Source organism: Streptomyces sp. NPDC005402 (genome assembly GCF_040606575.1).
Lineage (GTDB): Bacteria > Actinomycetota > Actinomycetes > Streptomycetales > Streptomycetaceae > Streptomyces.
Genome location: NZ_JBEXFB010000008.1, coordinates 100,677 through 119,297, shown reverse-complemented (window position 1 = coordinate 119,297; position 18,621 = coordinate 100,677). Strand labels below are relative to the sequence as shown.

The window sequence follows — 18,621 nt, the reverse complement described above, 5'->3', positions numbered from 1 at the left end:
GGAGACCTCCGATGAAGTGGCGTGAAAGGTACGGGTGTTCAGGGACCGTGCGCCGCGGACCGGCTGCGCGCCCGCGCCTGGAGGAAGATCTGTACGCCCCGCCCCTGCTCGCCACTCGCGTCGGCGCGGTAGGACCACGGCAGGGGCGTGTAGTACGGGCCGAGCGCGTCGAACACCTCGGTCGCCTCCTCGAACCGCAGCGCGCCCCACAGGGCATGGGCGAGATGGTTGAGGTCGAGCGGGGTGCGCTCCTCGGCGGGGGCCCGCGCGAACCAGGCGTCGTGGGCCCGGCCTGCCTCCCGGACGGCGTCCTCGGCCACCCAGTGCAGGTCGAGCGCGGCACTGTGCCCGGCACCGCGCCGGTACCGCTCGACGCGTACATACAGCGGCAGGACATGCAACGCGGAACCCGGCGGAGCGGATTCGGCGGCCCAGTGCGCATAGCCGACCGCCTCCGCCAGCCGTCCCGAGGACGCCCGCGCGTACAGGAACTGCAGCATGCGGTGGTGGGCCTCGCGGTTGTGCGGGTCCCGTTTGTCGGCCTCCGCCAGCAGCCCCCACGGCCCCGGCGGCAGCATCGGCCCGGGCGGTCCGGCCCGGTGCTCCTCCCACAGCAGCCGGTGGTCCAGCTGGGCCAGGGCCAGCAGACACACCCAGGGCACCGGGTCGTGGGCCGCGACCCGGGCGGCGGTCCGGCTGACGTCCCAGGCCTCGATCCACAGTTCGTGCGTACGGCGGTGCCGCTCGCGCCGGGCCCGCAGCGCGCGCTCCACGGCGACCCGGGCCCGCATCACCGTGGCCGGCACACTGCCGGGCTCCTCGGCCAGCCAGGTCCGCACCACGTCGGTCCCCGCGGCCGCCGCGGCCAGCACCTGGGTGCGCTGGGTCCACTGCCACCAGGCGGTGGTCCGCTCCAGCAGGCTGCGCATCGACATCCAGCGCCCGGCGCGGACCTCCTGGAGGGCGGCGCGCAGTTCCGGGTCGTGGCCGGCGGGATCGTAGGCGGGGCGTGCTCCTTCTCTGGCCATCACCTGCCCGCCCCGGACGCGGGACCGGGCAGGACGGCAGGGTGGAGTAACAACAGCCCTCCTCGGGGCGGCGGTTGAGGAGATCGCGCGTCGGTCGGCGGTCACTATAAAGGCGGGCATCCGACGGCACACCACCTTCCGGATCATTGAGAACTTCTTCTCAGACAACGGAAGTTGACTGGTCATCAGCCAGTCAACGGGGCCGAGTAACCGCTGGTGGGAGCGGCTTGACGCGGTACGGACGGCGACGGCAGGCTGTCGGACCGTGATCACTCAGGGAGGGGCGTGATGACAGGTCCGGTGCTCGCCGTCGATCAGGGCACATCCGGCACCAAGGCCCTGGTGATCTGCCCCGGACGCGGTGTCATCGGCACCGGATTCGCCGAGGTGCGGCCCCGCCACCTGTCCGGCGGACTGGTCGAGGTCGATCCCGCGGAGCTGTACGACTCGGTGATCGACGCGGGTGCGCGGGCACTGGCCGAGGCGGGCGAACCCGTGGTCGCGCTGGGCCTCGCCAACCAGGGCGAGACCGTGCTCGCCTGGAACCCGGCGACGGGCCGGCCGCTCACCGGCGCGCTCGTGTGGCAGGACCGCCGGGCGGACAGCGTGTGCGCCGAACTCCGCACTCATGAAGCCGAGTTGCGTGACCTGACGGGCCTCCCGCTGGACCCGTACTTCGCCGCGCCCAAGATGGCCTGGATACGACGGCACCTCACCCGCGAGGGAGTCGTCACCACCAGTGACGCCTGGCTGGTCCACCGGCTCACCGGTGCCTTTGTCACGGATGCCGCCACCGCCGGGCGCACCCAGCTCCTCGACCTGGACCGTGTGCAGTGGTCGGGGCGTGCCCTCGACCTGTACGGCCTCGCAGGCGAACGGCTCCCCGAGGTCGTCGACAATGCCCGACAGGTCGGTGCGACAAAGGCGTTCGGCCCGGAGATTCCGCTCACCGGTCTGGCCGTGGACCAGCAGGCCGCCCTGCTGGCCCAGCGGATCACGGCACCCGGCGGCGCCAAGTGCACCTACGGGACAGGTGCGTTCCTGCTCGCGCACACCGGGTCCGAGCCCCGGCGCGGCGGTTCGGGACTGGTGAGCTGTGTGGCCTGGCGGCTCGGTGGGCGGACCAGCTACTGCCTCGACGGCCAGGTCTACACGGCCGCGTCCGCGGTCCGCTGGCTCACCGATCTCGGCGTCATCGAAGGCGCCGCCGACCTCGACGCGGTGGGCGGTGCGGTGCCCGACAGCGGCGGGGTCACCTTCGTCCCGGCCCTCGCCGGGCTCGCGGCCCCGTGGTGGCGGGGCGACCTTCGGGGTTCCCTCACCGGCCTCGGCCTCGACACCGGCCCCGGGCATCTGGTGCGAGCACTCTGCGAGGGCCTGGCGGCCCAGGTCGTGGAGCTCGTCGAGGCCGCCTCGGCGGAACTCGACTCACCCCTGGACGCCTTGCGTGTGGACGGCGGCCTCACCCGCTCCACCCTCCTCATGCAGACCCAGGCCGACCTGCTGCAACGGCCGGTGGAGGTGTCGGCGCTACCGGACGCGACGGCGCTGGGCGTGGGCACGCTGGCGCGACTCGGCGCGGAACCCGGCCTGGACCTGGCTGACGCCCTGCCGGTCTGGAAGCCGGCCGCGGTGTACGAGCCAAGGGTGTCGGCGGAGAAGGCGGCGGAGCGCCGGGCACGCTTTCGAAGCGCGGTCACGGCCCTGCTCGAGGAAACGCCCCGATGACGCGCCCCGTGGGGGCGCGGGGAACGGCGCGACCGGCCGTGACGGCGCCGCGGCCGAAAAACGCGACCGTAACCCGCCGAGGCCTCCTCCCCTCATCTCCGTACGACGTCACCATCGTCGGCGCCGGAGTGATCGGCACCGCCATCGCCCGCTCCCTCGCCCGCCACCCCCACCTCCGCATCGCCCTCGTGGAAGCACAGGACGACATAGGGCAGGGCAGCTCGAAGGCGAACACCGCCATCCTGCACACCGGCTTCGACGCCGCCCCCGGCTCCCTGGAGGCCCGCCTGGTCCGCGAGGGCGCGAGGCTGCTCGCCGCGTACGCGGCAGCGACCGGCATCCCCGTCGAACCCGTCGGCGCCCTCCTCGTCGCCTGGGACGAGGAACAACTCGCCGCCCTGCCCCGCCTGGCGGAGAAGGCCGAGCGCAACGACTGCCCCGACACCCGCCTGATCGGCCCCGAGGAGCTCTACGACCGTGAGCCGCACCTGGGCCCCGGCGCGCTGGGCGCCCTGCACGTCCCCGGCGAGAGCATCATCTGCCCCTGGACGACGACCCTGGCGTACGCCACCCAGGCCGTCCGGCACGGAGTCGACCTTCACCTCAACACCCGCGTGCAGCAGGCCGCGTACGAGAACGGCGGCCACCACCTGACGACCTCCCGGGGCGCCCTGCGCACCCGTTGGCTCGTCAACGCCGCCGGTCTGCACGCCGACACGCTGGACCGCGCCCTCGGCCACGACGACTTCACCGTCACCCCGCGCCGCGGCCAGCTCCTCGTCTTCGACAAGTTCGCCCGCGACCTCGTGCGGCACATCCTCCTGCCCGTCCCCACCGCACTCGGCAAGGGCGTCCTGGTCGCTCCCACCGTGTACGGCAACGTCCTCCTCGGCCCCACCGCCGAGGACCTGGACGACAAGCGGGCCACATCCTCCACCGCCGACGGCCTGGCAGAACTCCGCGACAAGGGCCGCCGTATCCTGCCCGGCCTGCTGGACGAGGAGGTCACCGCCGTCTACGCGGGCCTGCGGGCCGCCACCGAGCACGAGGACTACCGCATCTCCGTCCACCCCGAGCAGGCGTACGTCACCGTCGGTGGCATCAGGTCGACCGGACTGACCGCCTCGCTCGCCATCGCCGCGTACGTGGCGGAACTCCTCGCCGACACCGGGCTCGACCTCGGGCCCGCCGAGGAGCTGGAACCGGTCCGCATGCCCAACCTCGGCGAGGCCTTCCCGCGCCCCTACCAACGCCCCGAACTCATCGCCGAGGACCCGGAGTACGGCACCCTCGTCTGCCACTGCGAGCGCGTGACCCGCGGTGAGATCCGCGACGCCCTCACCGGCACGATCCCCCCGTCCGGCCTCGACGGACTGCGCCGCCGGACCCGGGCCCGGGCGGGACGCTGCCAGGGGTTCTACTGCGGGGCCGCGGTGCGGGAGTTGTTCGAGGAGGCGCGGCGGTGAGCGGCGGGCGGGAGAGGTGCGGGCGGCCGGCGACGCGGGGGCCGCGCCGGGAGGCCCGGCCTTCGGCGCCGCGGAGAAGGTCCCGGCTCCTGGCGCTGCGCGGGGGTTCCCGGTCTTCGGTGCTGCGTGGGGAGGTCCGGCCCTCGGCGTGTCCAGCGGTCGTTCCAGCGCGGCGGCCCGGTTCGCTTCGTCGCCGCCCGTCGATCCGGCCTGCTGTGCGGCCTGCGCCGTGGAGAAAGTCCCGGTTCTTGGCGCTGGGCGGGCGGTCCTGGCCTTCGGTGCTGCGTGGGGAGTGTCGGCTCCTGGCGCCGCGCACGGAGTCCCGGCCCTCGGCGCCGCGCGAGACGGACTGCCCATGACGGCCGTACGGCAGGTCGACGTCCTGATCGTCGGTGGCGGTCCCGCCGGACTCGTGGCCGCGGCCCGCCTGGCCGCCGCCCAGGTCGCCGGGGTCGAGGTCCTGGACCGTGAGCAACAGGCCGGGGGAGTGCCACGGCACTGCGCTCACGGCGGCTACGGCGCCTGGCCGCACCCCTTGACCGGCCCCGCCTACGCCCGACGCCTCGTCAGCGCCGCCGAGCGCGCCGGAGCCGTCGTACGCACCGGAGTCACCGCCCTCGACTGGGCGGGGCCGCTGTCGCTGCACACCGTCGGCCCGAGCGGCCCGGAGACGATCCGGGCACGGGCGGTGATCCTGGCCACGGGCGCCCGCGAACGGCCGCGCGCCGCACGGCTGGTGCCCGGCACCCGCCCGGCCGGCGTGTACACCACGGGCGAACTCCAGCAGGCCGTGCACCGGTACCGGCAGCGCATCGGGGAGCGCGCGGTCGTGGTCGGCGCCGAGGACGTCTCCTACGCGGCCGCCGCCACGGTACGGTCCGCCGGAGCGGTGGTCGTCGCCATGCTGACCGACCTGCCCCGCGCACAGACCACGCCCGCCCGCGCCGCCGACGCCCGTCTCCGGCAAGGGATCCCGCTGCTCACCGGCACCACGGTCGCCGAACTCCTCGGACACGGACGGTTGTCGGGCGTCCGGGTACGGCACCGCGACGGCAGAACGGCCGTACTGCCCTGTGACACGGTCGTGTTCACCGGCGACTTCGTGCCCGATCACGAACTCGCCCGGCGCGGCGGCCTGACCCTGGACACCGGCACCCGCGGCCCGGTGATCGACGGTTCGCTGCACACCTCGCGGTCCGGGGTGTTCGCCGCCGGCAGTGTGCTGCACCCCGCGGAGAGCGCGGCGACCGCGGCCCGTGAGGGCGCGCACGTGGCCGGTGCCGTCCTGGAGATGCTCACCGGAGCCGAACGCCCCGACAGCGTCCCCCTGTCGGTCGATCCGCCCCTCTTCTGGATCGCCCCGAACCGCGTCACCCCGGCCGACCGCCTGCCGTACGTCCTGCGCACGGCGACCCCGCTGACCCGCCGCCCAGTCCTGCACGTCACCCAGGACGGCCGCACCCTGCACCGCGAACGCCTCCGCACGGCGGTCCCTAACCGGACCATCACCCTGACCGCTCGCTGGACGCACCAGGCCGACCCCGAGGGCGGCCCGGTGCGCGTACACCTCACAGACCGGTGAACGACCCGCGCGCCGTGCAGGCCGTCCGCCGACCCATGCCGCGGCGCTCCGGGACGACGCACCCGTGCCGCGGTGTGCGAACGCCCGGGTCGGACCACCTTCAGCCGCACCAGCGCGCCCAGCGTCGCAGGCTTCCCGGGCGGCATGGTTCAGGCTGTCTGTCCGCCCGCCCATGCCGTGGCACTCCGGGGCCGCGAACTCGTGCCCCCGGCGAGCGACGTCCGGGTCAGATCACCTTCAGCCGCACCAGCGCGCCCAGTGTCAGAGCGCCCGGCACCAGTGGCACCCAGACCGTGATGATCCGGTAGGCGAGCACCACCGCCGTGGCCACGGCCGCCGGGCCGCCGGCCGCCACCAGTGCCACCACCAGGGCCGCCTCCACCGAGCCGACCCCGCCCGGCGTGGGGACCAGGGCCACCGCGCAGGTCGCGGCCAGATACGCCAGGGCGATGTGCATGGGCGGCACCGACAACCCCAGCGCCTGCCCCACCGCGGCAAGCCCCGCCGCCTGGAGCGCCGGGAAGGTGAGCGAACCGCCCCACAGGGCGAGCGCCCGGGACGGGCGGGCGTGCACCGAGCGGGCCTCGCACAGCGCGGTCCGCAGGAAGGAGCCCACCGCCGTCCGCACCCTGCGGACACCGACGAGGACACCCACGGCCACCGCCAGCACCGCGCCCAGGCCCAGCAGCAGTGGACCGGCCGCCGTGTCGGGCAGCAGTGCGCCGAGCCGCAGCGCGTCCGGGAAGGCCACGAGGAGCGCGGTCAGCAGGGCGAGCCGGCCGACCGACTCCGCCATCAGATACAGGGCCAGCGCGGCCGAGGAGCGGGCGAGCGGCACCCCGCACACGGTCATGAAGCGCAGATTGACCGCGCTCGCGCCGAGACCCGTCGGCAGCAGATGGTTGGCCGCGCCCGCAGCGAACTGGGTGGCCAGCAGCCGCCGCCGGGGCAACCGCTCCACCACGGCGCCCTGCCGGGTGAAGGAGGCGGCCACCCACGTCAGACAGGTGGTGCCGATCGCGGCCACGAGCCACGGCCACTCGGCGTGCCGCAGGTGACCGAAGCCCTCGGCGAGCACGGAACGGTGCTGCACCGCCACGACGGTGACCAGCAGGAGGGGGACCAGACACAGGATCTGGCGGATACGGCGGACGGGGAGGCGCTGGAGAGGGCGTCCCTGGGGGAGTTCTACCGCTGTCACACCGGGAGAGGCTTTCCCCACCGCGCCAACGGCGGGTTGCGGAAGCGGGGCCAGGGTCTTACGTACGGTCATCGAGTCCTTCCGTCGGGCGGTCGGAGGTCGGGTGTTGACCTCGATAACGCTTGAGGTTCTAAGTTCTCTCCCATGAGCATGGAGACCACAGCCTGGACACAGCTGCACAGTGTCATGAACGCCGAGCAGGAGCGCCGCCCGTTCGCCCGCGCGACGCTGCGCCGCATCGGCGCGTTCGCCCGCCCGCACCGTACCCGTATCGCCCGCTTCGTCGTGCTCGGTGTGGGAACCGCGCTGCTCGCCGTGGCCACGCCCGTACTGGCCGGCGACGTCGTCGACGCGATCGTGTCGGGCGACGACGAGGGCAAGGTCGTACGCCTGGCCCTGCTCATCGCCCTCATCGCGGTCGCCGAGGCCGCGCTCGGCATCCTCGCCCGACGCCTGTCGGCCACGCTCGGGGAGGGACTCATCCTCGATCTGCGCACGGCTGTGTTCGATCATGTGCAGCGCATGCCGGTCGCGTTCTTCACACGTACTCGTACGGGAGCGCTCGTCTCCCGACTCAACAACGACGTCATCGGCGCCCAGCGCGCCTTCAGCAACACCCTGTCAGGCGTGGTCAGCAACCTGGTCACGCTGCTGCTGACCCTGGTGGTGATGCTCACCCTGTCCTGGCAGATCACCCTGCTCGCGCTCGCGCTGCTCCCGGTCTTCGTGATCCCCGCCCGGCGCATGGGCAGCAGGATGGCCCGGATGCAGCGCGAGGCGGCCACCCTGAACGCGGCGATGGGCACCAGGATGACCGAGCGCTTCTCCGCGCCCGGCGCCACCCTGGTCAAGCTCTTCGGGCGCCCCGAGCAGGAGTCCGTGGAGTTCGCGGCGCGGGCCCGCCAGGTGGCGGACATCGGTGTCCGGACCGCCACTGCCCAGTCGGTGTTCATCACCGCCCTGACCCTGGTCTCCGCCCTGGCCCTCGCCCTGGTCTACGGCCTCGGCGGCTGGTTCGCCCTGCGCGGCAGCCTGGAACCCGGCGCCGTGGTCTCCCTGGCACTGCTCCTGACCCGGATGTACGCCCCGCTCACGGCCCTGGCCGGCGCCCGTGTCGAGGTGATGAGCGCGCTGGTCAGCTTCGAGCGGGTCTTCGAGGTACTCGACCTGAAGCCGCTGATCGAGGACAAACCGGACGCCCGCGAGGTTCCCGAGGGACCGGTGGCCGTCGAGTTCTCCGACGTCCGCTTCGGCTACCCGTCCGCCGACAAGGTCTCCCTGGCCTCGCTGGAGGAGGTCGCCTCCCTCGACACCCGCGGCGGCGCCGAGGTCCTGCACGGCGTCTCCTTCCGCGCCGAACCCGGCCAGACCGTCGCCCTCGTCGGCTCGTCCGGTGCCGGCAAGTCGACCGTCGCGCAACTGCTGCCGCGGCTCTACGACGTCGACGAGGGCGCCGTCCGCGTCGGCGGCGTCGACGTCCGGGACCTGACCGCCGGCTCCCTGCGGGCCACCCTCGGCATGGTCACCCAGGACGGCCATCTCTTCCACGACACCGTCCGCGCGAACCTGCTGCTGGCCCGCCCGGAGGCGAGCGAGGCCGAGCTGTGGGACGCCCTGCGCCGCTCCCGCCTCGACGTTCTCGTACGGTCCCTGCCGGACGGCCTGGACACCGTGGTCGGCGAGCGCGGCTACCGGCTCTCCGGCGGCGAACGCCAGCGCATGACCATCGCCCGCCTCCTGCTGGCCCGCCAGCGGGTCGTCATTCTCGACGAGGCCACCGCCCACCTGGACAACACCTCGGAGGCCGCCGTGCAGGAGGCGCTCGGCGAGGCGCTGGAGGGCAGGACGGCGATCGTGATCGCCCACCGTCTCTCGACGATCCGCACGGCCGACCAGATCCTGGTGGTCGAGGACGGGCGGATCGTGGAACGGGGCACGCACGAGGAACTGCTCGCCCTCGACGGCCGGTACGCGGAGCTCTACCGGACCCAGTTCACCGCGCAGGACGGTGGGATGCCGGAGATCGCGGCGGCGGGCGAGACCGTGGCCTAGGCACCCGGCCGCCACGGCCATGCGGGTCAGGGCGTGAGCCGGTCCTGGTGGGCGGCGCGCCATTCGGTCAGCAGGACGGTGGCGTCGTCGTCCAGCCGGCCGCGGTGGTGGTCGAGGACCGCGTGCATCAGCCGGCGCAGGGTCTCGTGCAGCGTCTGGCGGCCGGAGTGATGGCGGACGATGAAGTCGGTGAACCGCTCACGGCCGAACCGCCGCCCCTCACCGTCACGGGCCTCGACGATCCCGTCGGTGTACAGCAGCAGCCGGTCGCCGGGCTCCAGCTGATGGCGGCTGACGACGATCGGCAGCCCCAGGTCCGTACCCATCGGCCCCGCGGGCGGACACGGCAGCTCAAGGGTCCAGCGGTTGTCGCGGATCACGAGCGGCAGCGGGTGACCGCGGTTGATCCAGGTCAGATGGCCCGTGTCGAGATCGAGCTCGGCGAGGACGCCGGTGACGTAGCGGCTGGTCCCGAAGTGGGCCACCAGCACGTCCTCGACGGCCTGGCTCGTCTCGGCGAGCGAGGCCCCCTGACGGCGGGCGTTGCGGCAGGCGGCCACCGCCACGTTCGCGGTGATGCCCGCGGTGGTGTCATGGCCCATGGCGTCCAGCACGGACAGGTGCAGGGTGCTGCCGCTGACGGCGTAGTCGAAGGCGTCACCGCCCATCTCGTAGGCGGGCTCGCTCGCGGCACCCACGGTCACGTCGTGGGCGGCGAAGGCAGGCGGCGGCATCAGCTTCCACTGCATCTCAGCCGCCACGTTCATGGGTTCCGTGCGCACCAGCCGGGCGAAGGAGTCGCTGAAGGACCTCTTGCTGAGCAGGACCAGGGCCACCAGGGAGGCGAGGTCGCGCAGATCCTGTCGTACGGCCTGGTCGTCGCCGTCCTCGGTGTCCGCCCGGAGGACGCCGATGCGCTCGACGCCGTCGGTCACCGGCACCCACCACCGCCGCCGTGAGCGTGCGTCGTGCGGTGTCTCGGCGAGGAGCGTCACCCGTTGGTAGGCCCGCCCGGGCAGGGTGCCGTCGATCCGCAGCTCTTCCCCGCCCGCCGCCGCGTCGAGACCGCGGCCGGTGATCTGCCGCAGCAGCGTCTCGCGGATGTCGACGGCGTAGACGGCCACGTCGTACAACCCGGCGGCGCCCGCATGGTCGGCGATGAGACCGGGCAACTGCTCCAGCGTCACCGTGTGCGCGGCCTGCAGCAGCCGCCGCAGCATCCACCCGGTGTCACTGGTGTTCACCATGCCACCACCCCGTCGCACGATCGGACACCCCTCGCGTACCCGCGAGCGGACACCTGACTCCTGAGCCGCGGCCGTCACTGCCGAAGCCACAGCCCAGGATGGTCGTGCCGGACTAGGAGGCGTGGCCGGTCAGCCGTCCTTGCCCATGGCCTTGCGTACGGCGTCCCGGGTGCGGTCGACCAGGGCGGCCATCGGCCCGAGGGCCATGTTCTTGGCCGCCGACTCGGTCCCGGGGTGCGGGTGGGTCGGGGCCACGGCCTCGGCCGCCTTCAGGGCGGTGGCCATGGAGGACAGACGTGCCCGGTCCGCGTGGCGGCGGATGTGGTTGAACTCGTACCGCTCCTCGGCGCGGGCGTGTTTCATCACGTCCAGGCGCAGCGTCTGGAGCTCGGGCAGGAACTTGGGGTCGTCGGTGTCCATCCCGTCGAGCCGCGACAGGAGCTCCTTCGCCTCCCGCTCCTCGGCCAGCCGCTCGTCCGCCACCTTCGCGCCGTCCGGCACGGAGGTGCGGGTGAAGGGACGGATGACCTCCTCCTCGGCCGTCTCGTGCACGGCGAGAAGCTGGACCAGGTTGCGGAACGCCGCCCGGCGCTCGCCCCCGGTCGTCCGCTCCACCTCGTCGAAGAGGTTGCGGATGTCACCGTGCTGCCGCATCAGCAGGGCCACGACATCGGCGTCGCTCGCCGCGATCCCGGCCATGTCAGCTCCTCTCCCGGGAGGCGACGTCGGGGTGCTCGCCCTCCGACTCGATGCGGTACTCGCGGCCGAACATCTCCCGGTGCTGGGCCATCACCCGCTCGCTGGGCGGCTCCTCGCCACCGTGGATCTGCTCCTGCATCTTCTGGAAGCGCTCGTGCGCGTCCCGGACATAGCCGGTACCCAAGGTGGTCAGGTCCATCTGGGTGTCCAGCAGACCCCGCACGAACTGCTTGTTCTCCTCGAAGGTCAGCACGTTCGGCAGCTCCGGCGCGAGGATCTCCTGCGGCTCCCGGCCGTCGTGACGGCGCATCAGATCGCAGGCGATCCGCAGGTGTTCGAGCTCCATGTTCAGGTGCAGCTCCCAGATCGCCTTCACCTTCGGGTCGGGCTCCTGCTCCATGAAGGAGTGGTAGAGGTAGCACTCGTTGTACTCGTGGGTGACGAGCTGCTCCCACCACGTCTCGCCCGGGTCGACCAGGGACTCGTAGTGCGTGACGTGCTCCTCCTCGACCAGCGCGATCTCCTGGTACAGCTGGCGGGCGATCGGCTCCATGTACTGGGGGCCGACGTTCAGGTAGAAGTTCAGGGTCTGCTGCTCGGCCGCCATGATGGTCAGCGCGTGCAGCCGGGAGATCGGGTTGACCGTCGAACGGTCGTAGGGCTCGCGCACGTTGTCGGCCGGGTGGCGGTGGTGGAACTTGGTCGGCCGTCCCGGCATCACCTCCGTGAGGCCATCGACGATCGACTCGGCCTTGCGGTGCTCGATCATCTCGTAGAGGTTGGAGTACCGGTACAGGTGGTCGAAGTCCTCCAGGACGCCGAACTCGTACGCCTGCTTCAGGTACGGGTCGGGCTCGTGGCGGGCGATCCAGCCGGTGAGGTCGACCGCGACCTGCTCGTAGGAGATCGTCGTCTCCAGGACCGAGGCGAGGCCGGGCAGAAGCCAGTTGACGGCTTTCTGCTGCTGCTGCTCGATGTAACGGACCTCCGCCAGCTGCCGCTTGACGTCGAGGTCGGGACAGTGGCGGGCGAACTGGTGGCTGAAGAGGATCGCCTCGACCTCGATGCCGTTCATCGCGATGATGCGGCACTTGGTGTACGGGTCACCGTGGTCGGGGTCGACGGGCTCGACGTCGAGCTCGCGCCAGTTGCGCAACTGGCGGTCCAGAGGGATGCCTTGATGTTCCAGTGGGTTGAAGCCCATGGGGTTCTCCTCGGCTGTGGGCCGGAGCGGAGCCGCGCGGGTACCCGTGCCTGTGGCGTGTAACCGAAAGGTGAAGAGTGTGGTGGGGCGGAATCGGCCAGACGGACGAGGAGTGTCTGCGCCGCCTGTCGCAGCCCGCCCGTACCGGCGGAGGCCGGCGAGGTCAGGCCGATGAGCTCGTCTCCGTCGTGGGCGTCGACGCCGGTTCCGGCCGCGCCGCGGGAAACAGCAGTGCCGTGGCGGCCCTGGCGTGCAGGGAGTCCAACGTCTTGATCTGCCGCACCGCCCCGCGCAGCAGCTCCTCCAGCCGGTCGGCGTCCAGACGCGAGTCCTGCGCCGACGCGGCGAGCAGCCCGCGCCACAGCGAGGCCTTGCCCTGCGCTCCCAGCCGCAGCGCCTCGATCTCGACCAGCAGGGCGAGGCCGGAGCGACGCAGCAGGCGGCCGTTGGGCTTCATCCGCGCGGCCCTCTCGCCGAGCCACGCCCCGTACGTCTTGTAGCGCCTGACGGGGACGTCGAGGTCGGCGAGGAGGCGAACCAGGGCCTGCCGGTCCTGGGAGATCTCCTTCCGCAGGCCCTCCAGGGTCTCGCCGTAGGGCGAGTCGCGGTGCTCCCGCGTCATACGGCGGGCGAGTTCGACGCCCGCCGTCGCGCCGGCCAGGTGGTCGTTGAGATAGATCGCCAGCCGTTTCTGCCGCGTCGGACCGTCGAGCGTGGTCCGTGCCGTCGTGTTCATGGTCCCCTCCGGCTGCCGGAGTCCTGTGATGGCCTCCGAGTGCCCCGGCCGTGCCGGTCCACGACTCTGTCCTGAAAGCCCCGGCGCCGACGGACGGCTCGGGCCCGCCCGGCGCCGGCGTACCAGGCCACCCCCATCAGCACGGCCAGTCCTGCTTCCACGAGGTCGCCGCCGTAGTACATCCACTGAGCGCCGTGCCGCAGGTCGGCGGTGGTGAAGCCGGTGCCGGGCGGCGGCCGGGAGTAGAGCGTGCGGGCCAGCACCGCGTGCGCGGCACCGGCGGCCAGTACGGTCGCGCCGCGCACGGTGAGACTCCAACGGCGGCGCACGGGATCGAGCCCGCCCACCGCGAAGGTGAACAGCAGCCCCGCGGCCGCCATGTGCACCTGCACCGCCCCGTGCAGCAGCGGCCGGTGCGCCGTCGCCGCGAACAGCTCCGAGCGGTACAGCAGCCACAGGCCGCCGATGTCCAGCACCGCCGCCAGGGGAGGGAAGAGGAGTAGACCGACGGCACCGGAGTGCGCGAGGGCCACCAGGCGCCGCCGTACCCGGCCGGGAGCGAGGGCGCGCAGGGCGAGGGTGAGGGGGCGGGCGGCGACGAACAGCAGCGGGGCCGCCATGCCGGCGACCAGGTGCCGCACCACGTGCTGGGTGAAGGGGCCGCCCCAGGGTGCACCCAGTGTCGCCCAGGCCGTGGCCACGCCTCCCGCGGCGAACGAGGCGTCCCGGGCGTGGGGCCAGACGTCCCCGCGCCGCCGCAGCCGCCCCGCTGCCGCCAGGTAGACGACGGTCACCAGCAGCGCGGCCCCGGTGAGGACCAGCTCGGCCGGGCCCGGCCCGGCGGGGCCCGGGTGCAGGTGCGCGGGTGTCATACCGGCGGTTGGCCGTCGGCGCGCCGCCGCTCCGCGCGCACGGCGAGGCCCACGCCGGTGAGCAGCAGAAAGAGACCGGCGAGGTTCCAGGCCACGTCGTAGGGGGTGACGTCGACGCCGTAGCGGATCTGGTGCAGGCGCAGCAACTTGTGGTCGACGATGCCGTCGAAGAGCTGGAAGGCGCCCATGCCGAGGAAGAGGCCCGCCCAGGCGTGGGGTGCCGCCAGGGATCCGCGGCGGCGCAGATCGGCGTAGAGGAAGAACCCGGCACACAGGGCGAGCAGTTCGGCGGTGTGCAGGAGGCCGTCGGAGAGCAGACCGGCACCGGCGGTGGAACGGTCGTAGAAGTGGTGCCAGCCCAGGATCTGGTGGAAGACGATCTCGTCGACCGCGGCCGTCACCGCGGCCCCGATCAGCGCGCACACGGCCATCGACCTGCGGGGCTCGGTGCGTGTGCCGGGGGTGGTGTCCGGCCGGTCGGATGCCCTCATGGGCTCACTCCTGCTCGTGTCCCTCGGCGTCCAGGACGTCGCGCCTGCCGGAGTGCTGTTTCTGGTCCCGCTCGGCCGTCTCCGGGTGGTGCAGGTCGAAGGCGGGGGATTCGGAGCGGATCCGGGGCAGGGCGGCGAAGTTGTGGCGCGGGGGTGGGCAGGAGGTGGCCCATTCCAGGGAGCGGCCGTATCCCCAGGGGTCGGCGACCTCGACCCGTGTGCCGTACTTGGCGGTCTTCCACACGTTGTAGAGGAAGGGCAGGGTGGACAGGCCCAGCAGGAACGCGCCGAGGGAGGAGATGGTGTTGAGGGCGGTGAAGCCGTCGGCGGCCAGGTAGTCGGCGTAGCGGCGGGGCATGCCTTCGGCGCCGAGCCAGTGCTGGACCAGGAAGGTGGTGTGGAAGCCGACGAACAGCGTCCAGAAGTGGATCTTCTCCAGGCGGTGGTCGAGCATGGTGCCGGTCATCTTCGGCCACCAGAAGCTGAACCCGCCGAACATCGCGAAGACGATCGTGCCGAACAGCACGTAGTGGAAGTGCGCCACCACGAAGTAGCTGTCCGTGACGTGGAAGTCCATCGGCGGCGAGGCGAGGATCACGCCGGTCAGCCCGCCGAACAGGAACGTGACGAGGAAGCCCGCCGCCCACAGCATCGGCGGTTCGAAGGAGATCGAGCCCTTCCACATCGTGCCGATCCAGTTGAAGAACTTCACGCCCGTGGGCACGGCGATCAGGAAGCTCATGAAGGAGAAGAACGGCAGCAACACGGCCCCGGTGGCGAACATGTGGTGCGCCCACACGGTCACGGAGAGACCGGTGATGGCGATCGTGGCGCCGATCAGACCGACGTAACCGAAGATCGGCTTGCGGGAGAAGACCGGGATGATCTCGCTGATCACTCCGAAGAACGGCAGGGCGAGGATGTAGACCTCGGGATGGCCGAAGAACCAGAACAGGTGCTGCCACAGCAGCGGTCCGCCGTACTGGGCGTCGAAGACGTGCGAACCGAAGTGCCGGTCCGCCTCCAGGGCGAGCAGGGCCGCCGCCAGGACCGGGAAGGCCAGCAGGACGAGCACCGAGGTGAGGAGCACGTTCCAGGTGAAGATCGGCATGCGGAACATGGTCATGCCGGGGGCGCGCATGCAGATGATGGTGGTGATGAAGTTGACCGCGCCGAGGATGGTGCCGAATCCGGCCAGCGCGAGTCCCATGATCCACAGATCGGCGCCGACGTAGCCGCTGCGGATGGGGCCGCTGAGCGGGGTGTAGGCGGTCCAGCCGTAGTCGGCGGCGCCCTGCGGGGTGAGGAAGCTGCCGAGGACGATCAGGCCGCCGAAGAGGAACAGCCAGTAGGAGAACATGTTCAGCCGCGGGAAGGCGACGTCCGGGGAGCCGATCTGCAGGGGCATGACCGCGTTGGCGAACCCGGCGAAGGTCGGGGTGGCGAACAGCAGCAGCATGATCGTGCCGTGCATGGTGAACGCCTGGTTGTACTGCTCGGTGGACAGGAACTGCAGCCCGGGGCGGGCCAGTTCCGCCCTGATCGCCATCGCCAGCGCCCCGCCGATCAGGAAGAAGCAGAACGAGGTGATCAGATAGAGATGGCCGATCTTCTTGTGGTCGGTCGTGGTCAGCCAGGAAACGACCACCTGTCCTCTGCTCCGGTGCTCGGCCGCCGGGACCGGGGCGACCGGTTCGGTGTATGTCGCCATCTGTCCGCCCTACGGTGGTGCGAAGGGTGTTCGTGTGGGGCAGCGTGTAACCAGCCTGCCGGAAGCTAGTCCTGGCATTTCTGCCGACGCCCCGCCCGGGACCCCCGATACGCGGCGCGGCGCACTCCGGCCGGCGCGCCGACCGGGGCGAGTCCGCGCAGACGGTGCGCGTACACGTCGAACCCCAGGCTCTCGTCCTGCCCCAGGGGCAGCGGAGCCCCCACCGCCAGCACGCCGAACGGCCGCCATGACCGCCGGGACGTCCCGGCACACAGGTCGAAGACGAGCGGTGCGGCCGCCAGGGCCTCACCCAGCCGTGTCGGGTCGCCGTACACCGGCCCGGGCCGGGAACGGCGCGGGAAGGCGGCCAGGACGCCACGACGGTCCCCGACCCGGTACGGCAGGAGGCCGGAGTACGGACCGCCCAGCACGTCGGCGCGGGGTGACGACAGATGACGGGTGACCCGGCCGCGGCCACAGCTCGTCAGCAGCAGGTCGAGGACGCCGTCCGGGCCGTCGGCCCCTTCGACGCGGACAGCCAGACCCAGTCCGTCCGGCAGCCGCCGGGGCAGACCGGCCGCTCGCGAGAGCCGGACCGTGGCGTCGTACCGGCCGGGCGCGTCCAGCCAGGGCACGCCCCAGCGCTCGTCGCCGTCGACGACGTCCAGGGTGGCCGCGCAGGTCAGCCCCTCTGGGTGCAGGTCAGCCCCTGTGGGTGCAGGGCGGGAGCCCCGTGCAGCCGGGCCAGCCGACGGAAGCCGGCCTCGGCCGCGGGGGCGGCCCAGGGCTCGGGCGTCCGCCCCGGGCGCCGCCGAGGGGCGCGGACCTCGTCCCGCCTCACGGACCGGACCAGCCGCTGTCCCGCTCTCCGCGCTCATCGCTCTGCTCGGTGTCCTCGTCCTCCGTGTCGTCGCCCTCCGCCTGCGAAGGGGTGGTCCGGGGCACGTCACGACGGCCGGACTGCTGTTCCTCGTCGGGCATGGTCTCCTGCGGTTCGCCTTCCGCCTGGGACGGGGTCTGCTCACTCATCGTCGGCCTCACTCTCGGGGGTCCAGTGGTCGTCCGGGGAGACGCGGGCGGGGAGACGGCGGCCGGGCGCCCATGGTTTCCGACCCCTCGTGGGCCCGTGTGCCCGTGTGCCCTTGTGCCCGTGTGCCGACCGGGCGCGCGCGGCAGCAGCTGCCGGCCCGCCGGGTACCCCTGGACACGCGTCCTCACTCCGGCTCCACGGCCACCGTCGTCGTGACCCTGGTCAGCGCGGGTCCTCTCGGCACGGACCCGAACCCGAAGCGCACGGGCGGGACGACGGGTGCCGCCGCGCCGAGGTCGTCGCCCTCGAAGACCCCGGTCACCGTGCGGATCGGCCGCAGGTCCCGGGCGCCGTACCACTCACGGCGTCCGGCACGCGCGCTGCCGCGGGTGCGCACACCGGGCAGCAGCACGCGGGCGGGCAGGGACGTGAGCACGGACCAGCCCGGTCGGCCGGCGAGTACGCCGGGCACCGCGCACAGCAGCAGCCCGAGGAGCCGTCGGCGGCCCGTCGTGAAGCGCAGGTCGAGGGGCCCGGCGGTGACGCTCCAGACGTCGTCCACGACGCGCACGCCGACCGGGACGACGCGTACGGTGTCGAAGACGTAGGTGCCGCTGATGAAATCGGCCGTCTCACGGGTCGGGGCGAGCAACAGCCGTTCCCCGTCGGGCCGTTCCAGCATCACATCGCTGAACGGCCCGAACGGCGACCGTGGCCAGTGCCCCAGCACGATGCGGGTTCCGGAGGCCGTGCCCAGGCCGGCGATCCAGCCGTCGAAGCGCAACCGCCCGCCGCGGGAGGCATCGCTCGACCGCCCGTTCACGTGAAAAGGGGCCGCGAGGGCCCGAGCCGGACGTGCTCGACCCCGGGGGAGAAGTGCACGACGGGCTCGTCGAGCGGGGCGGGCAGACCCGCCGCGGCGGTCAACGTCTCCTTCAGTACGTCCACGGCCGCGTCGGCCAGCGGCCAGGGCTCGTGTTCCACGGGGGTCTCCAGGAGGATGCCCAGCCGACGGGTGTACGCCCGCCAGCGCGAGGTCAGCCACACGTCGCGCTCGGTCGGCTGGACGGGATCACCGGGACGCACGTCCAGGCGGTACGAGACACGGCCCTTCCCGCGCGAGCCCGCGTACGACACGGTGTCGCCGTCCGTGGTGACGCGCAGATGTGCCGGTGTGTACGGCGCCCCGACGGCACGAGCCGCCAGCATCAGCGGGTTGGCCACCTCGATGGACAGGAACCAGATCCCGTCCCGTCCGTCCTCGCGGCACACATAGGTGCGCAGATTGGTCTCCGCGAACGTCGGAAGACCGGGCACCGCCGAGGACACGCCCGCGGGGCGCACGTCCGCCATCACGAACGGTGTGAAACCCACCCATGCCGCCCCGTCGTACTCGTCCACCACCAGCCCCGGGGGCAGCAGAGCCTGCACGTCCGCCGGCCGGAACGGCCAGTGAACGAACGTCTGCCGCAGCCACCGGGCCCGCAGAACCGGCACCCGCACCCGCTGCTCCGCTCCGTACGCCACCACGCGCGCCGGGTCCCCACCGGGGGGCGGGCGGAAACGCACAGGCG

17 protein-coding genes are annotated in these 18,621 nt (G+C 72.5%); 4 read left to right on the top strand and 13 right to left on the bottom strand.

Annotated elements, in window-relative coordinates; translation table 11 throughout:
* Positions 1-38: 38 nt before the first annotated feature.
* Positions 39-1,028 carry a hypothetical protein gene (locus ABZT02_RS17640; RefSeq protein ID WP_356018776.1) on the bottom strand — a complete coding sequence of 330 codons (990 nt, stop codon included), beginning with the start codon at positions 1,026-1,028 and terminating at the stop codon, positions 39-41.
* 288 nt (positions 1,029-1,316) lie between these two features.
* Between ABZT02_RS17640 and ABZT02_RS17635 the strand changes: the two genes are divergently transcribed.
* The 3 genes from ABZT02_RS17635 to ABZT02_RS17625 all read left to right on the top strand — a co-directional run bounded on the left by ABZT02_RS17635 (position 1,317) and on the right by ABZT02_RS17625 (position 5,804).
* Positions 1,317-2,756 carry an FGGY family carbohydrate kinase gene (locus tag ABZT02_RS17635; RefSeq protein WP_356018774.1) on the top strand — a complete coding sequence of 480 codons (1,440 nt, stop codon included), beginning with the start codon at positions 1,317-1,319 and terminating at the stop codon, positions 2,754-2,756.
* A gap of 38 nt (positions 2,757-2,794) precedes the next feature.
* Complete coding sequence (locus tag ABZT02_RS17630; RefSeq protein ID WP_356019005.1) at positions 2,795-4,222, top strand: FAD-dependent oxidoreductase; 1,428 nt, start codon at positions 2,795-2,797, stop codon at positions 4,220-4,222.
* 355 nt (positions 4,223-4,577) lie between these two features.
* Positions 4,578-5,804 (top strand): NAD(P)/FAD-dependent oxidoreductase, encoded by a 1,227-nt coding sequence (locus tag ABZT02_RS17625; RefSeq protein ID WP_356018773.1) that lies wholly within the window; start codon positions 4,578-4,580, stop codon positions 5,802-5,804.
* Positions 5,805-6,030: 226 nt separating this feature from the next.
* Here the strand turns inward: ABZT02_RS17625 and ABZT02_RS17620 are convergent, their stop codons facing one another.
* Positions 6,031-7,077 carry a lysylphosphatidylglycerol synthase transmembrane domain-containing protein gene (locus tag ABZT02_RS17620; RefSeq protein WP_356018772.1) on the bottom strand — a complete coding sequence of 349 codons (1,047 nt, stop codon included), beginning with the start codon at positions 7,075-7,077 and terminating at the stop codon, positions 6,031-6,033.
* A 78-nt stretch (positions 7,078-7,155) separates the two neighbouring features.
* Here ABZT02_RS17620 and ABZT02_RS17615 point away from each other — a divergent pair, with 78 nt between their 5' ends.
* Positions 7,156-9,057, top strand: coding sequence for an ABC transporter ATP-binding protein (locus tag ABZT02_RS17615; protein WP_356019004.1), 1,902 nt, complete (start codon positions 7,156-7,158; stop codon positions 9,055-9,057).
* A gap of 26 nt (positions 9,058-9,083) precedes the next feature.
* On the opposite strand, the gene ABZT02_RS17610 is transcribed toward ABZT02_RS17615, so the two are convergent.
* The 11 genes from ABZT02_RS17610 to ABZT02_RS17560 form a co-directional block, all read right to left on the bottom strand.
* Positions 9,084-10,304, bottom strand: a complete 1,221-nt coding sequence (locus ABZT02_RS17610) for a PP2C family protein-serine/threonine phosphatase (RefSeq protein WP_356018771.1) — start codon at positions 10,302-10,304, stop codon at positions 9,084-9,086.
* Between the two features lie 129 nt (positions 10,305-10,433).
* On the bottom strand, positions 10,434-11,003 hold the full coding sequence (locus ABZT02_RS17605) for a hemerythrin domain-containing protein (protein WP_356018770.1): 570 nt from the start codon (positions 11,001-11,003) through the stop codon (positions 10,434-10,436).
* Position 11,004: 1 nt separating this feature from the next.
* Positions 11,005-12,207 carry a hypothetical protein gene (locus ABZT02_RS17600; protein ID WP_356018769.1) on the bottom strand — a complete coding sequence of 401 codons (1,203 nt, stop codon included), beginning with the start codon at positions 12,205-12,207 and terminating at the stop codon, positions 11,005-11,007.
* Between the two features lie 163 nt (positions 12,208-12,370).
* Positions 12,371-12,943 (bottom strand): hypothetical protein, encoded by a 573-nt coding sequence (locus ABZT02_RS17595; protein ID WP_356018768.1) that lies wholly within the window; start codon positions 12,941-12,943, stop codon positions 12,371-12,373.
* Positions 12,940-13,815 carry a cytochrome c oxidase assembly protein gene (locus ABZT02_RS17590; protein ID WP_356018767.1) on the bottom strand — a complete coding sequence of 292 codons (876 nt, stop codon included), beginning with the start codon at positions 13,813-13,815 and terminating at the stop codon, positions 12,940-12,942. The genes ABZT02_RS17595 and ABZT02_RS17590 overlap by 4 nt, the downstream gene beginning before the upstream one ends.
* Entirely contained in the window at positions 13,812-14,306 is a 495-nt protein-coding gene (locus ABZT02_RS17585; protein WP_356018766.1) for a DUF2243 domain-containing protein, read from the bottom strand. Before ABZT02_RS17585 ends, ABZT02_RS17590 begins: the two co-directional genes overlap by 4 nt.
* Positions 14,307-14,310: 4 nt before the next feature.
* A complete protein-coding gene (gene ctaD, locus ABZT02_RS17580; protein WP_356018765.1) occupies positions 14,311-16,017 on the bottom strand; it encodes a cytochrome c oxidase subunit I in 1,707 nt (568 codons plus the stop codon).
* A gap of 65 nt (positions 16,018-16,082) precedes the next feature.
* The gene (locus tag ABZT02_RS17575) at positions 16,083-16,652 is read right to left on the bottom strand and encodes a phosphodiesterase (protein ID WP_356018764.1); all 570 of its coding nucleotides are present in this window, start codon (positions 16,650-16,652) and stop codon (positions 16,083-16,085) included.
* 202 nt (positions 16,653-16,854) lie between these two features.
* The gene (locus ABZT02_RS17570) at positions 16,855-17,046 is read right to left on the bottom strand and encodes a hypothetical protein (RefSeq protein ID WP_356018763.1); all 192 of its coding nucleotides are present in this window, start codon (positions 17,044-17,046) and stop codon (positions 16,855-16,857) included.
* A 185-nt stretch (positions 17,047-17,231) separates the two neighbouring features.
* Positions 17,232-17,870 carry a hypothetical protein gene (locus tag ABZT02_RS17565; RefSeq protein ID WP_356018762.1) on the bottom strand — a complete coding sequence of 213 codons (639 nt, stop codon included), beginning with the start codon at positions 17,868-17,870 and terminating at the stop codon, positions 17,232-17,234.
* Positions 17,867-18,577, bottom strand: a complete 711-nt coding sequence (locus tag ABZT02_RS17560) for a DUF2071 domain-containing protein (protein WP_356018760.1) — start codon at positions 18,575-18,577, stop codon at positions 17,867-17,869. The genes ABZT02_RS17565 and ABZT02_RS17560 overlap by 4 nt, the downstream gene beginning before the upstream one ends.
* Positions 18,578-18,621 lie beyond the last annotated feature (44 nt).

Excerpts from the sequence above, each read along its gene's own strand:
- ABZT02_RS17640 (WP_356018776.1), bottom strand. The coding sequence starts at position 1,028 with ATGGCCAGAGAAGGAGCACGCCCCGCCTACGATCCCGCCGGCCACGAC.
- ABZT02_RS17635 (WP_356018774.1), top strand. The coding sequence starts at position 1,317 with ATGACAGGTCCGGTGCTCGCCGTCGATCAGGGCACATCCGGCACCAAG.
- ABZT02_RS17625 (WP_356018773.1), top strand. The coding sequence starts at position 4,578 with ATGACGGCCGTACGGCAGGTCGACGTCCTGATCGTCGGTGGCGGTCCC.
- ABZT02_RS17620 (WP_356018772.1), bottom strand. The coding sequence starts at position 7,077 with ATGACCGTACGTAAGACCCTGGCCCCGCTTCCGCAACCCGCCGTTGGC.
- ABZT02_RS17615 (WP_356019004.1), top strand. The coding sequence starts at position 7,156 with ATGGAGACCACAGCCTGGACACAGCTGCACAGTGTCATGAACGCCGAG.
- ABZT02_RS17610 (WP_356018771.1), bottom strand. The coding sequence starts at position 10,304 with ATGGTGAACACCAGTGACACCGGGTGGATGCTGCGGCGGCTGCTGCAG.
- ABZT02_RS17605 (WP_356018770.1), bottom strand. The coding sequence starts at position 11,003 with ATGGCCGGGATCGCGGCGAGCGACGCCGATGTCGTGGCCCTGCTGATG.
- ABZT02_RS17600 (WP_356018769.1), bottom strand. The coding sequence starts at position 12,207 with ATGGGCTTCAACCCACTGGAACATCAAGGCATCCCTCTGGACCGCCAG.
- ABZT02_RS17595 (WP_356018768.1), bottom strand. The coding sequence starts at position 12,943 with ATGAACACGACGGCACGGACCACGCTCGACGGTCCGACGCGGCAGAAA.
- ABZT02_RS17590 (WP_356018767.1), bottom strand. The coding sequence starts at position 13,815 with ATGACACCCGCGCACCTGCACCCGGGCCCCGCCGGGCCGGGCCCGGCC.
- ABZT02_RS17585 (WP_356018766.1), bottom strand. The coding sequence starts at position 14,306 with ATGAGGGCATCCGACCGGCCGGACACCACCCCCGGCACACGCACCGAG.
- ctaD (WP_356018765.1), bottom strand. The coding sequence starts at position 16,017 with ATGGCGACATACACCGAACCGGTCGCCCCGGTCCCGGCGGCCGAGCAC.
- ABZT02_RS17570 (WP_356018763.1), bottom strand. The coding sequence starts at position 17,046 with ATGAGTGAGCAGACCCCGTCCCAGGCGGAAGGCGAACCGCAGGAGACC.